The 13,131-nt window shown below is 69.2% G+C and carries 13 protein-coding genes and 5 pseudogenes; 8 read left to right on the top strand and 10 right to left on the bottom strand.

What is annotated here, in order from left to right; genetic code table 11:
* The gene (locus OO47_RS28340) at window positions 1-537 is read left to right on the top strand and encodes an ArsR/SmtB family transcription factor (protein ID WP_051716311.1); all 537 of its coding nucleotides are present in this window, start codon (window positions 1-3) and stop codon (window positions 535-537) included.
* Here the strand turns inward: OO47_RS28340 and OO47_RS28335 are convergent.
* Together OO47_RS28335 and OO47_RS33635 are read right to left on the bottom strand one after the other, a co-directional pair.
* The gene (locus OO47_RS28335) at window positions 518-817 is read right to left on the bottom strand and encodes a hypothetical protein (protein WP_030221097.1); all 300 of its coding nucleotides are present in this window, start codon (window positions 815-817) and stop codon (window positions 518-520) included. The genes OO47_RS28340 and OO47_RS28335 overlap by 20 nt on opposite strands.
* Window position 818: 1 nt before the next feature.
* Complete coding sequence (locus OO47_RS33635; protein ID WP_199812351.1) at window positions 819-1,247, bottom strand: aromatic-ring hydroxylase C-terminal domain-containing protein; 429 nt, start codon at window positions 1,245-1,247, stop codon at window positions 819-821.
* 149 nt (window positions 1,248-1,396) lie between these two features.
* On the opposite strand from OO47_RS33635, the gene OO47_RS28325 reads away from it, so the two are divergent.
* Complete coding sequence (locus tag OO47_RS28325) at window positions 1,397-1,954, top strand: hypothetical protein (RefSeq protein WP_158708710.1); 558 nt, start codon at window positions 1,397-1,399, stop codon at window positions 1,952-1,954.
* Window positions 1,955-2,163: 209 nt separating this feature from the next.
* The gene (locus OO47_RS28320; protein ID WP_030221091.1) at window positions 2,164-2,364 is read left to right on the top strand and encodes a hypothetical protein; all 201 of its coding nucleotides are present in this window, start codon (window positions 2,164-2,166) and stop codon (window positions 2,362-2,364) included.
* Between the two features lie 330 nt (window positions 2,365-2,694).
* Here OO47_RS28320 and OO47_RS28315 read toward each other — a convergent pair whose 3' ends face one another.
* On the bottom strand, window positions 2,695-3,141 hold the full coding sequence (locus OO47_RS28315) for a hypothetical protein (protein WP_234323325.1): 447 nt from the start codon (window positions 3,139-3,141) through the stop codon (window positions 2,695-2,697).
* A gap of 70 nt (window positions 3,142-3,211) precedes the next feature.
* A complete protein-coding gene (locus OO47_RS28310; protein WP_030221086.1) occupies window positions 3,212-3,655 on the bottom strand; it encodes a hypothetical protein in 444 nt (147 codons plus the stop codon).
* 1,358 nt (window positions 3,656-5,013) lie between these two features.
* Between OO47_RS28310 and OO47_RS28305 the strand changes: the two genes are divergently transcribed.
* On the top strand, window positions 5,014-5,559 hold the full coding sequence (locus OO47_RS28305) for a GNAT family N-acetyltransferase (RefSeq protein WP_030221083.1): 546 nt from the start codon (window positions 5,014-5,016) through the stop codon (window positions 5,557-5,559).
* 26 nt (window positions 5,560-5,585) lie between these two features.
* On the opposite strand, the pseudogene OO47_RS35590 reads toward OO47_RS28305, so the two are convergent.
* Window positions 5,586-6,244 (bottom strand): annotated as a pseudogene (locus OO47_RS35590) (IS5 family transposase); the annotation flags it as partial.
* A 151-nt stretch (window positions 6,245-6,395) separates the two neighbouring features.
* Between OO47_RS35590 and OO47_RS28295 the strand changes: the two are divergent.
* Entirely contained in the window at window positions 6,396-6,707 is a 312-nt protein-coding gene (locus OO47_RS28295; protein ID WP_030221077.1) for a hypothetical protein, read from the top strand.
* A gap of 1 nt (window position 6,708) precedes the next feature.
* Here the strand turns inward: OO47_RS28295 and OO47_RS28290 are convergent, their stop codons facing one another.
* Together OO47_RS28290 and OO47_RS35585 are read right to left on the bottom strand one after the other, a co-directional pair.
* Window positions 6,709-7,551: an IS5 family transposase gene (locus OO47_RS28290; RefSeq protein WP_030221074.1), complete on the bottom strand. Its 843-nt coding sequence runs from the start codon at window positions 7,549-7,551 to the stop codon at window positions 6,709-6,711.
* Between the two features lie 215 nt (window positions 7,552-7,766).
* Window positions 7,767-7,970 (bottom strand): annotated as a pseudogene (locus tag OO47_RS35585) (transposase); the annotation flags it as partial.
* Between the two features lie 234 nt (window positions 7,971-8,204).
* Between OO47_RS35585 and lanKC the strand changes: the two are divergent.
* Window positions 8,205-10,856 carry a class III lanthionine synthetase LanKC gene (gene lanKC / locus OO47_RS28285; RefSeq protein WP_051716307.1) on the top strand — a complete coding sequence of 884 codons (2,652 nt, stop codon included), beginning with the start codon at window positions 8,205-8,207 and terminating at the stop codon, window positions 10,854-10,856.
* 259 nt (window positions 10,857-11,115) lie between these two features.
* Here the strand turns inward: lanKC and OO47_RS38175 are convergent.
* A pseudogene (locus tag OO47_RS38175) lies at window positions 11,116-11,307 on the bottom strand (EF-hand domain-containing protein); the annotation flags it as partial.
* A 49-nt stretch (window positions 11,308-11,356) separates the two neighbouring features.
* Between OO47_RS38175 and OO47_RS37020 the strand changes: the two are divergent.
* A complete protein-coding gene (locus tag OO47_RS37020; protein WP_078489973.1) occupies window positions 11,357-11,605 on the top strand; it encodes a hypothetical protein in 249 nt (82 codons plus the stop codon).
* Between the two features lie 9 nt (window positions 11,606-11,614).
* A pseudogene (locus OO47_RS38170) lies at window positions 11,615-11,767 on the top strand (Scr1 family TA system antitoxin-like transcriptional regulator); the annotation flags it as partial.
* A 104-nt stretch (window positions 11,768-11,871) separates the two neighbouring features.
* Here the strand turns inward: OO47_RS38170 and OO47_RS34185 are convergent.
* Together OO47_RS34185 and OO47_RS36510 are read right to left on the bottom strand one after the other, a co-directional pair.
* A complete protein-coding gene (locus tag OO47_RS34185) occupies window positions 11,872-12,294 on the bottom strand; it encodes a hypothetical protein (protein WP_030221067.1) in 423 nt (140 codons plus the stop codon).
* Window positions 12,295-13,045: 751 nt separating this feature from the next.
* Window positions 13,046-13,131: pseudogene (locus OO47_RS36510) on the bottom strand (IS5/IS1182 family transposase); the annotation flags it as partial.

The raw sequence follows: 13,131 nt of genomic DNA, 5'->3' as shown, positions 1-13,131 counted from the left end.
ATGAATGAGTACGCGTCTTCCTGGGAGGCCCTGGCGGGGCAGGTCGCCGACATGGCGCAGCGACTCTCCGAAATCGAGGCCAGGCTGGACGGCGACCACCGGGGCCCCGTCCCGGACGAGACGCCGGCCGAGGCCTACTGGGCGCTGCCCCAGCTCCGCGAGCGGCTCCAGGAAGCGGCGCACGGCGGGGTCCTGTTCGCCGGGTCCGTGGTCGGCCTCGACGGGGACCTCGTCGAGTGGGAGCGCTCCGACACCACCGACTCGATGCTCAGTTCGGACTGGTCGGAGGCGGCCGACGCACTGGGGGCACTGAGCCACCCGGTGCGGCTGCGGCTCATCCAGGCGCTGGCCGGAGGACGTACAGCGGTCGCCGAGCTCATCGAGCTGGAGGGGCTCGGCACGACCGGCCAGATCTACCACCATCTGCGGCAGCTCGTCTCCGCCGGCTGGCTGGAGACGATGGGGCGCGGCCGCTACCAGATCCCGCCCACCCGCCTCGTCCCCCTCCTGGTGATGGTCACCGCGGCACGCCGCTGACCCCGTCCGGATTCGTCCAGCGCGTGCGCGACATCAAACACGGCAGGGCACGGAACCAACGGGGTCCCTTCGGCCCCGGCCTCCTCCCTTCCCCCCTCCGGAGGACGACGCGGATGTTCTTGCCGTCGGGCGGTGATGTGACGGCGACGTCGGTGCTGGGGCGGGTGATGACGGACCAGCCGAATCCGCCGGGGTTCGTGGTGCCTGCCGGTGCGGTGGTGGGGCGGTCGGTGAAATGGCCGACCGCGTCGAGATCGGCACCGTCGAAGAGGAGGCGCATCTCAGGTTCCCGTGCCAGGGGCGCCCGCCCACACGGCGAGCGTCCGTGTGCGTTCGGCCCGCCGCTCGGCCGTGTCACCGGTTCGGCTCGCCCAGGCGACATGGCCGTCGGGGCGCACCAGGATTTCGGATGCCCCCGCCAGTTCGGGGTGATGGTCCCATCCGGTCACCGTCACGGCCTCGACGCGTCCGCTCCACCCGGCCTCGACGGCGGGCGGGAGCGTCTCGTCGCCGACGAAGTCCAGCAGCAGGAAACGGCTGCGGTCGGCCGGCTCGTAGACCCGCGTGGCGGAGGATCCTGCGGTGGTCGGGCCGATGCCCGACATGCGCCGCCCCTCCAGCGGATCGGCGTCCGGGCGGCGGGCGGGGTAGGCGGTGCCGAGGGCGGACACCCGCGCGGCCAGGTTCTGGTTGACCTCGGTCGTGCCCAAGAACTCGTCGAGCACCCGACGCGGTGCGGCGGCGGCCCCGCGTACCGCGGGACGAGTGCCGGTTCCCCCTGCAGGGTCTGGACCTCGGTGTCCTCGACGACCGCCGCGCCGACCGGCCGGCGTTCGGCGTCAGCGCGATGGTGTTCGTGATGAGCAGCGATGGTCTCTTCCACCGCCGCCACCTGCTTGCCGAGGCCCGGCGCTTCCTCGTCCTGGTTCAGCGCGGCCGCCGCCGCGAGCCCGGTCTGGACGAGACGATCGTGAACGCGGCCATCGCGGCGTACTGCCTGGACATCACCGAACCGAAGACCACCCGCGGGCTCCTGGCGGACTACCGCCTCTGCACCGCTCGCTGGGCCCACTACGAGGGCGTCACCGCGCACCAGCAGGCCGCGATGCCCGAACAGCTCCTCCTCTTCCCTGACACCGACGTCGAGGAGCCGGAGGGCGAAAGCGAGCCGACGGACTATATGGAGCGGCTGCGGGCGCTCCAGAGGGCGCGCGCCAAGACGGGCACACAGGACCTGACCACCGAGCAGATCAGCATCCAGGCCCGCATCGAGGAGATGAAGACACGCGCCAAGATGCTCCGGGAGCGCTACGAACCCCGACCCGAAGCTCCCGCTCCCCGGCCGGTCCTCAAGGACCAGGAGCACCGGCAGCATCCCGGCCAGCCCAGCACCGGACACGGCGGGGCGAGCCGCTGAATGGGCTCCACTCTCCACGGGTGAGTTCCACTCCGTGGGGAAGGGAGTCCACCGAGTGGAGCCCACCATTTCGTGCTCCGGTCCGCCGGGTGGGCCGGGGGCCGAAGTCGCGGTCGCACCGGCTGGGACGCGACCGGCGGCCACGTCCTGGCGACGGGGAGGGAGACGAGGGTGGGGGAGCCGGTCACCGAGGTACGGAGGTCTTCGCCATGGTCCACCCGATCCCGGATCTCGCACCCGAGTACATGGAGCGCTTGGAGCAGCTCGCCGACGCGGTCCGGCTGCGGGCGGTGCTGTACGCGGCGCCCGCCGTGCCCGCGCCGGTGTGGGGGAACCGGACGCGGCAGTACTCCGGAGGCCGGTCGAACCCGCCACGGGCCGTACGTCCGCACCGTTCCCGCCGTCGCTGAACCCGCCCTTCCACTCGGCACTACCGTGCGCCCGGGGGCGTGCTGCACCGCGCCACCGAGTGGAAGTGGACTCCACCGACGCCGGGGCAAATGGTGCGGTCAAGGGGTGGTCAAGGGGTAAAACGGACACCGTGATGCGCGGATCCCACCCCCAGAGCGGGCCGACCGAGTGGATTCCACCGGATGGACCGCGGCTCCCACCGAAGTGGTCGCCACGGACGCGGGTTCCACCCGGTGGAGGGTGGAGCCCACGTCCGTTCCGCTCCACCCGGTGGACTCCACCCACCGTTCCGGCTGCCGGGTGGAGTTCACCGAGGGCGCTGCCTGGGGTCAGGCGGTGGCCGGCCTTCCGGTGGCGATGTCGCCGCGGACGTCGGCGAGGAACTGGCTGACCTGGTCGACCTCCTGCATGCACTCGATCAGGAACTGGGCCGCGGACCAGGCGGCCTCCACCGCGTTACCCGTCAGGCACCGGCGCATGAGGTCCCGGTTCGTCACGGTCGCCAGCCTGTCCAGGACGTAGCCGGCCTCGCAGCCGACGTGCCCGTCGGGCACGGCGGTGAGGTGACGGGTCAGCAGCAGCGTGCCGAACTCGCCGACCGTCCGCGCGAGCCGGTTGTCGGCGTGGAACGCCGCCAGCTCGGTCTGCTCCCGCTCGGTGCCCTGGTGGCGCCAGACCAGCTCGACGTAGTCGGCGGCCCGCGTCATCCGCTCCCGGTACTCGGCGGCCTGCGCGGTCTGCTCCGAGACGGTGGTGGTATGCGTCGTGGTTTCCACAGGGGACTCCTTGTCCGTGTCGGTGGCGGGCACCTACCGCGCCCGCCTGCCTGGAGAGGTGGGGAGGGCGTTACCGGGTAGCGGGGGCCGGGTGGGCCTGGATCGCCTGGTGCAGGGCGACGGTGTCGAGGTGCTCCAGGACGTCGGCCAGGTCCTCGTGATCCTCGACGAGCAGCTGCGCGATGAGGTGCAGGGCGGTGCGGGCGAGGGGTTCGGCGGTGTCCGGGCCGGCCGTGGCCCAGGCGCCCAGGGCGGTCACGAAGACCCGGCCGAGGGCGTCGAGGACGAAGGACTCGTCGCACGGCTCCGCCGTGCGTTCGCCGACCGTGGTGACGGGGACGACGATCCGCTCGACGACGTCCACGATCAGCTCGGGCATCCGCGGCCCGGCGACCACGAGTTCGCCGGCGAACTCGCTGTCGGCGACGCTGGCCGCCCGCAGGTGGCCGAAGACGTCCATCACCGCCTGCGGGGTCGTCGGGACGAGTGGCGTGATGGTGGTGTTCTCGGGCACGTATGGCTCCTCGGTTCCGGACCGCTCCGCTGATCGTGGCGGCCTCAGAACGAGTCTCAAATCGCGGGCCTGTGGGCAGAGGACGAAGAAATCTCCCCTAGCCCGAAGGGGGCGTAACGGTACTGCAAGGGTCAAACCCGGCCCCTTGTCCGGCAGGGTCGGCCCGACCGTGAGCCGGGCCATGACCCCTTGTCCACCTCCGCTACCGCTCTGGTGGCCGATACGTTCTCCAGGGAGGCGGTCGTGATGCCACTCACGGACAAATCCGCACCACAAGGGCCTAGTCGAGGAGGAATCGGACACCGGATGCCGTGGGCGGTTAGACCGCGGACAAGGGGGGTGCTTCCGACGGTGGCCCCGGCCCGCACGCACATCCGCGTACGGGCCGGACGACCCCCGATCCGGCCCGCAGGCCGGGGAAACCGAGGACACCGTGCCCGCCGATCTCACGCCCGAGCCCGCCCACGGCCACCACGGCGCCCGTAACCGCCGGCCTTCCGAGCAACCAGCCCTCCGCGGTCTCCTGCCCGGCGGGTAAGACCGTCCTTGGCGGCGGAGGCGAGATCCAGGGGGAGGACACCACCCTCACCAAGAGCTACCCGTCTGCTTTCACCTCGTCCGGGCCGACGCAGTGGACGGTCGAAGGGCGTAACAACCAGTGGAGCAACGTCGGTGTCGCCGGCTATGCGACGTGCGCCGATCCCATCGAAGACAACCAGTGGACGACCTATAAGATCAGCAAGAACCAACCCTCGGGCGGATTCCTGACCTGCCTGAACGGCCGACGGGTCACCAGCGGCGGCGCCGCCGCGAACACCTAGGAGTCGGCGCTCCGGGCGTCCCGGCCCGGTCTGATGGGCGAAGAGGCCGACCGCGACGGCTGGTGGGTGCAAGCCGGCAGCTTCTACGAGCCGATCGAAGTGGACCTCTACGTGATGTGCAGCACCCGATAGCAAGGAGCCTTCAGGAGCGGTGCAGTGTCGCGGCGGCCGAGACGGTCGGCCGACTCGTCTGGGAGGCGTGGGGCGCTGTGCCGAAGGCGGCCAGGCGGTGGGCCAGGCGAGATGGGCGAGGAGCGGCCATCAAGGTCCTCTCCGTGGCGACCGCTCCGGGCACGGATGCTCCGGCTGTGGTCATTTCCGTTGGACCGCGTCCATGATCTGTACGCGGTCCGGCGCGCGGAAAGAGCGCGTGGAAGCATCCGCAAGCGCCCGGCGTATCCGAAGCGCTCCGGTCAGCCGCCCCTTCATGTCTACGTAGGAGTCGACTAGGAGGTGTCTCTTTGAAGGCGTGAGTCGTAGGTGGCTTCTGAGGCTTGACTCACTTCGATGTCAGCACCGACTGGGATGCTCCTGTGCATGAAGCAGAAGATCAGACCCACTCTCACCCAGATCACCGGGATGCATGAGGTCTCTTCCGATCTGAGGCGTCAGCTCGTCGACTGCTGGATCGCGGTCACGAACGCAGGCGGTGCCGCGGGGTTTCCTTTCCCTCCGGTCCATGACGACGACGTCGCGCCGGTCGCAGACGAGTTCCTCAGCCATCTCGAACCGTCGCGCAGCCGCCTCATCACCGCCAGGTTCGGTGAGGCTCTTGCCGGGTGGGTTGTCCTCAAAAGTGATCCCTTTCGGCTCGTCGCACACTGGGGAACGGTCCATCACCTCCAGACCCATCCCGGTTTCCGCGGCTGTGGTGTCGGCTCCGCTCTCATGCGAGAGTTGCGAACGGTCGCCCGTGACGAGCTGGGGCTTGAGCAGCTCCGTCTCACGGCCCGGGGAAGAGAAGGGTTGGAGGACTTCTACGGCCGCCTGGGATGGCGGGAGGTCGGCCGCTGGCCCAGCGCCTTGCGCTTCGCGCCCGACGACACCCGGGACGAGGTCCTGATGCTCCTCGATCCTCTCTGACCGAAAACCCATGGGCGGCCTCTCGATCACTCGCGAGCCCAGACGAGGGTGGCGGCAAGGTGGAGGGCAGCCTGGTAGGCGATGGCCAGCTTGTCCATACGCATTGCCAGACCGCGCCACTGTTTGAGCCGGTTGATGCATCGTTCGACCGCGTTGCGCTGCTTGTATGTTTCGGCGTCGAAGGCGGGTGGCCGGCCACCGGTTCGGCCTCGCCGCAGGCGGTGACGGATCTGATCGGAGGGCTGAGGAATGACCGCTCGGATCCCGCGTCGGCGGAGATGGCTCCGGATCGCGCGGGATGAGTACGCGCGGTCCGCCAGGACGGCGTCCGGTCGGGTCCTCGGCCTTCCCTGCCCGCTTCGCGGAACACGGATGCCGGCCATGACGGCTTCGAAGGCTGGCGCGTCGCCCGCCTGACCCGCTGTGACGCGGAGGGCCAAGGGCCGTGCAAGGCTGTCGCTGGCGAGGTGGACTTTCGTGCTCAGGCCGCCGCGGGAACGTCCGAGCGCATGGTCGCCAGGCTCAGCCCGATCTGGCGCTCCTTTTTCCTGGCTCCGGTGGCGTGCTGGTGGGCTCGGCAGACGGTGGAGTCCACCGACACGGTCCAGCCGATGTCATCCAGACCGTCGGCCACTGTCAGAAGCGCGGCAAAGATCCGTTCCCAGGTGCCGTCCATGGCCCACCTGAAAGAGCGTTTTGTCCCGGCAGGGCTGTTTGATATCTCGGGTGGCAGGGCGACTTCAGGCGGTCGTGCGTGCGTGACGATCGGGTCGTGTGGGCCCGTACTCTGCAGCTGCGTGCGGGATCGCCCGTAGAGGCAAGGAGGGGTGCGGGGAATGGACAGTGTCGGAACAGCGCGGCTGCTGATCAGCAATGGAGGTGAGTCCGCGCTGGAGTTGACCGTGGAGCCCTGGGCGGACACGTACCAGATGCTCCCAGAGCAGACGTGGGCCGTTGTCACCCACTCGCCTGCAGCGGATGGCTCATGGTCCGGAACTCTGCGGGGGGACGAACCATTCCAGGTCGACCATCGGCCCGAATCGGTCACGGTGTGGGTCAACGGAAACTGCTTTCACCTCAGTGACATGGAGGAGGATGCGATCGACTCGGCCGACTGGCACTGCCCTGCTCAGGGCGCTTTCTCCTGACTCAGGAGTCGCGCCAGTTCGAGGTGGATTCGTGGGTGAGTCGTCGGCTCATGAGGTCGATCATGGCCACCTTGATCATGGCTTCAGAGCGGTGGGGGTGGGTTTCGTAGTCGCGGGCGAGGCGACGGTGATGCATGAGCCAGCCGAAGGTCCGCTCGACGACCCAGCGCCGCGGAATCACCTTGAAGCCCTTCTGGGCGGGGTCGCGACGCGTGACTTCGACATCGATGCCCAAGCGGGCACCGTGGTCGACGGCCTTGGTTCGATAACCGCTGTCGGCCCATGCCTTTGTGACGCGCGGGTGGCCTGCGGCAATGTCCGAGAGCAGATGGATGCCACCGGCGTTGTCGGAGACACTGGCGGCGGTGACCAGCACGGCTAGGAGGAGGCCGAGTGTGTCGACGCCGATGTGACGTTTGCGGCCCGCGATCTTCTTGCCCGCGTCGATGCCCTGGCCGACCGCCGGCACGTTGGCCGAGGCCTTGACGCTCTGGACGTCGAGAACGCAGGCGCTGGGCTCGACATCGCGGCCCTCAGCCTTACGGACCAGGCGCCGCAGAAGACCATTGAGCTGGTCGAAGACCCCGTCCTTCTGCCAGGCGGCGAAGTATCCGTAGACGGTTTCCCACGGAGCGAAGTCGTGCGGCAGATACCTCCATGGGATCCCGGTCCGGTCGACGTAGAGGATGGCGTCCATGATCCGGCGCAGATCATGCTCGGACGGCCGGCCGATGTCCAGGCCCTTCCCCCTTCGTTCGGTCCGCCAGGCTGTCAGAGTTGGTTCCAGCAGTTTCCAACGGGCATCGGACAAGTCGCTCGGATACGGTCGCGATCTGCGAGGCATGTTTCTGTAGTAGCGATGACGGCTCTCCCATTACAGGGCGCAAACAGGCGCGACCGGGGGCGCGTTGGGATCAGACAGGAGCGAAGGGACTGAAACGGGCCCTCGAAAGACGTCACCCGCCCCACCTGCCACAACAGACGTCTGAAGCCTCAGCCGACCCTAGCCGTTCCATCACCCGAATTGTGACGAAGCGCTCCTGCCGGGACAAAACGCTCTTTGAGCAGCCGTTTGGGAGCGGTCTGGAACGAGCCCAGCTCGTCCGGCAGGTCCCGCCAAGGCGAGCCGGTGCGGTATTTCCAGGCGATGGCCTCCAGGGTTCGGCGGTGGTCGGCCCATCGCCGACCGCGGACCGGGTCGGCCGGCATCCACGGCTCGATCCGGTCCCACATCGCATCAGTGATCACTAACTGGACGGACACGTCTAATCAACCGACAAGCGAATCAAGGAGACACGCTCTGGGCGGCGGGTCGGTCGGACAGAAAAATCGGCCGACTTTCCAAGCATGCGCGGACCCTGCGGGCCGTCTCGGGGACGCTCTCGCTCGACACTGGTCGCACACACCGCCGCCGGAACCGCCGCCGCACCTGCCGGTACCAGTGCCCGGCGCACGAGACCGTTGAAGCGGCCCGTCACCGCTCTGTGAGGAGATCCCGTGCTCGAAGGCTTCGGCGAGGCACTCGCGGACCAGGAGTACTTCCTGCCGCTGCCCAGCGCGGCCGACCCCGGACCGTGCTTCGCTCCCGGTGAGGTGCCGCCTGGCATGCACGGCTCCTCCCAGGGGCTTTGGACGGTCTGGTCCGGTCCGCGGACCGACTTCCCCGAACAGGGCTGGAAGATCCACGTGTCGGCGCGTCTGGAGCGGGCGCAGCACGTGCTCGACACGGTCGCCGGAATCTGCTTCGCCGAAGGAGTGCCCTTCAAGCACCTGAGCGCCCGCCTCTTCTTCCTGTTCCTCCACCACAAGCACGCCGTGCGTACCCAGGCGGGCAAGTTCTGCACCGTGTATCCACCGGACACGACGACCGCACGCCGACTGCTGGAACGCCTGCGCGAGGCGCTCGACGGGGAGGAGGGACCCTACGTTCTCACCGACCGGCGCTTTCGCGACTCGCGAACGGTCCACTACCGCTATGGCTCCTTCGACGGCGCCAGCAGCCGGCTCAGGGCCGACGGCACCCGTGAGGGGGTGATCCGCGACGGCTTCGGCCGCGAGATCGTGGACTCACGGCTGCCCGCCTTCCACCTGCCCCCGGGAGTCACGGACCCATTCGTCGAGCGGGAGGGGCAGCCGCACGCGGGCCCGATCCTGATCCGCGACTACGAGGTGGACCGAGCGGTGCGCCTGAGCAACGCCGGTGGTGCCTACCGGGCCCGCGACCGGCGGACCGGCCGCACCGTCTTCCTCAAGGAGGCCCGTGCCCACAACGGTCTGGTCTTCGACGGGACCGACGCGAGGCAGCGGTTGCGGCACGAGTACGACGTGCTGCGCGACCTGCACGCGGCCGCCCCGGGGGTGGGCCCGGAGCCCCTGGAACACTTCACGGAGTGGGAGCACGATTTCCTCGTCACCGAGTACGTTGCCGGGCAGCCGTTGGTGGGCTGGTTGAGCCGGTCCTCCCCACTGGCACGCGCCGACCGCACGGCCGACTCCGTTGCCGCGTACTACGAGGCGTGCCGGCGGCTGCTGGCCTCGCTGGACGCCTCGCTGGAACGACTGCACACCGCCGGTTACCGGTTCGGCGACCTCAACCTGGGCAACGTCCTGGTCACGCCGTCGGGCGGGGCACGGCTGGTGGACTTCGAGGCGGCCTCGGCACTGTCCGCTGCTCCGAGCGGGATGGGCACTCCGGGGTTCACCCCGCCGCCCGGGCTGCGCCGGGCCGACACCGATCCGCTCCTTCAGGACCGGTACGGCACGTCGGCGGTCGCCCTCGCGTTCCTGGCGCCGTTCAACGAAATCGCCGAGCACGCGCCCGACAACCTCTTGCTCCTGCGCCGCGATCTGGCGGACGTTGCTCCCCCGCAGGACCTGTGGCAGCGCGCGACCGTCTTCCACCTGAACGACGACGGTTCCGATCGTCTGCCCTCCACCGAGCCGGACACCGATCTGCACGGCCGTCTCACTCGGCTGGCCGAGGAGGTGACGGCGGGGCTGCTGGAGATGGCCGACGTCGACCGTCCGGAGTGGGCTTTCCCTCCCTCCCCCGAGGCGTTCCGTACCAACAACGTATGCCTGGCCTACGGTACGGCCGGAGTGGTGTACGCCTTGCACCGCGCCGGGACCGCGGTGCCGGAGGAGATATGCGAACGACTGCGCCGCGACGTACTGGCCCTGCGTGGCGCGCTGTCTCCGGGGCTGCTCGTCGGGTCGGCCGGTGTCGCCCGGGTCCTGGCCGGCCTCGGTCGGCTGGACGAGGCCGTCGATCTGCTCCAGGACGCCGACGGCCACCCGCTCACCGCCTCGTGTGCCACGCTGGCGGGCGGGCGGGCCGGGGTCGGCCTGGGCTGGCTCGCCCTGCACCGGCTGACCGGAGAGAACAGCCACCTGGAGCGAGCCGCCGCGGCAGGGGAAGGCCTGCTGGGCATCCCCGACCTGTCGGCAGCCCTCGGCGAGCACGATGCCCGCGGCCTGCTGCACGGCCGCTCGGGTCTGGCCCTCTTCCTCCACCGCCTGGCGCGTGACACCCGCGAGGCGCGCTTCCTGGAGGCAGGCCGTCTGCTGCTCCACCAAGAGCTGGATCGGACCTTTGCCTTGGAAGACGGTGCCCTGTCCCTCTCGGACAACGCACGACTCACCCGCGCCATGCCCTACCTGGCCACGGGCGCGGCCGGTCTCGCGGCGGTGCTCACCCGCTACACGACCACCACGCCGGACGAACGCTGCGCGGCGGCACTTCCGCGGCTGGTGACCGGCATCAGGGTTTCCCGTGCCACGAAGGAGGCGGGCCTGTACCGGGGACTGGCTGGACTGACCTGGTTCCTGGCCGACCACGCCGAAGCGACCGGCACGGACGCCGCACGCGAAGACGCCGTGCGCGCCGGGACCGGTCTTCTGAAGTACGCCATTCCGTACCGACGCGGTGTCCGCTTCCTCGGAGCGGGTTCACAGCGGTTCACCGCCGACCTGTCCAGTGGCGGAGCCGGTGTCCTCCTGGCCCTGCACCGCCTGCTGTCCGGCCCGCTCCTGTCCGCGTCCCACGACGGCCCCTCCCGGGCTCCCGGCAGCCGTCCGACGTCACCGGCCCGACCTCCCATGACCTCCTCGGCGCGGCGGCAGACGTCTCCGCGCCGAGGTGTGCGATGACCGACCGACACGATCCCGTCAGGAAAGAGGAGACCATCCATGTGCCAGATCCTCGCGCTCCAAGCTCTGGACACCGAGCAGGAGGACCACGCGTTCATCCCTTGCTTCAGCGTCGCCTGGAGCATCAGTGACATCTTCCCCGAGCCGATGTGACGCGTCGGCGTCCGCGCGGACCGGGACCGGTGGCAGGGCCACCGGTCCCGGTCCGTACCTTCTCCCGCCTGACAACCGGCCTTCGTCCGGGGCCTGGTGGCGCCGTCGCGCCGCGGCCGTAGGTGCCGCCCGCGTCGACGGCGTCGCGGTGGAAGGCGGTCCGGAACAGGGCCCGGTACTCGTCCGCGTCGATGGTGTGGTCCCCGTTCTTGTCGGTGACGTCGAAGAGGACCTCGGCGACCCTGATCAGCGCGGGTTCAGCCAGGGAGGGCACGGCGGCGGCGTGGTGGGCGGCGGAGCGGCTGACGGAGGCGCTGGGGGAGCCGTTGCCGTTCTGTCGGCCGCTTATGACCGCTACGGTGGTCGGCCATCTCGTCTGCGCGGGCCTCCTCGTCTACCTTGGCGGCGACATCGCCACCCCGGACGTGTACCCCGACCAGGTCGACGCCCTCGCCCGCCGCCGGAACCTGCCCCTCCTCCCCGACCGCCACGTCCCCCTCGGCCCCGACCAGGCCCCGCCCATCGCCTCGTCGTACGCCGCACCGACTTCGACCACGTCGTCCGCCTCGGCTGGATCGCCCCCACCGGCACGGTGACGATCGACTCTCCTCGAGGAGTCCGTCCTGCGCTACCGCACCGCCGCGCCTGAGGCGATGCGCGGGCAGCTGCGCCACCTCCTGGCCGTGATGCCGCTCGCCTCCGTCTCGCTCGGGATCATCCCGTTCACCGCGCAGCGCACCGTGTGGCCGCTGGAGGCGTTGGCTTCGTTCGCCTCCAGTGACAGCGTTTGTCGACCAGTTTGAGCAGCGGTTAGCGATCACTGGGGCGATAAATGTTCACGAGTTTTGGACGGCGCTTCGCGTCAGTGATCTTGGTCTGGAGTCCGTGCGGAGCAGTCGTGTCTGTCGCCGGGCAGGCCCATGACGTTCAGCACCGGTTCCTCGCCTTCGGGGATCTCGAAGGTGAAGTTCGCTCCTGACGGGATCGCCGTGAGCGAGCACTGGTCGCCGAAGGTCAGCGGAGGGTAGGGCTCCCAGGAACAGCCGGCCTTGTCCAAGGCGGAAACGACGTTCGTGTGCCTGAGCCCGGCCGGGAAGGTGCCCGTCCCCCCGACAATCGATGGGGGGAGTTCGACGACGTCACGCCAGGTCTGGACGCAGATGAGGGAGATCCTGCGGCAGCGGCAGACACTCAGTTCCAGGTCTCCGTAGGCGAAGAGCCCCGGCCACTTTCTGTTCCGGCTCACGGTTCCGATGTCCCACGGCTCGCCGAGTGCCGCGGTCACCTCGTCCCAGTTCGGCTCCGCTGAACACCGGGCCCAGTCGGCCTGTCTTCGCCATGCTGGTCAGGACATCGAGTATCTCCGCGAGACGGAGCCTGACAGGTGTCCTGACCAGCAGTCCAGCGGTTTCAGCCAGCTGCGGTCTGTTCGGTTCGGGCTAGGGTGCTGGTGAGGCGGTAGGAGTCGGTGCCGGTCTCCACAGGCAGATGTAGCGCGCACCGGTGGCGTGCGCCTCGCGACAGGGCCCAGCCGGAGCGGGAAGGTCGCCGATGAGACCCTGGCCGTCATCGACATCCCGCCCGCCGCGTTGGACACGCCACTACCCCGGCCCGTTTCGCGTCCTGCCCGTCCGGCGGCCGTCCTCGTGGAGGAAGGCGGTCGTCTCTGCCTGGAAGTGGGACCCGACTGGCACCTTGCCCTCACCGGCACGAAGTGGCCTGCCGTTTGGTAAGTGATGGAACGTGTATGAGGCGGTTTGTCGGTTTCGGTGAAAGTGGTTCAGAGGAGGCTGTTGGTGGGGTAGAACTGCAGGTCAGAAAGACTGCTCCCCGCGCCCGCGGGGATGGACCCCACGCTGGTATGGGTGACGATGATGTCCTTGACTGAGTCTCCGCCAACTTGAATTCACAGGTCAAAAGGCTGGCGTGACAGCCTTCCGGGGTGCTCACACCGGTTGTGGATGGCAGTCTGCGGCGTAGATCGTTGGGCAGATCCTGAGCGGTCCCGGTCCGGAGAGTGTGTCAATGAGCGTTTTTCATCCTCGGTCTGAGCTGGCCAGATGCAGGGTGAGGACGGCTTGAACGAGGGCGGTGATGCGTGTGGTGGAACACCGCAGCTTCC

The organism is Streptomyces bikiniensis (assembly GCF_000716625.1).
Taxonomy (GTDB): domain Bacteria; phylum Actinomycetota; class Actinomycetes; order Streptomycetales; family Streptomycetaceae; genus Streptomyces; species Streptomyces bikiniensis.
The sequence above is the reverse complement of the archived record's forward strand: the minus strand, read 5'-3'. Positions and strand labels throughout refer to the sequence as shown.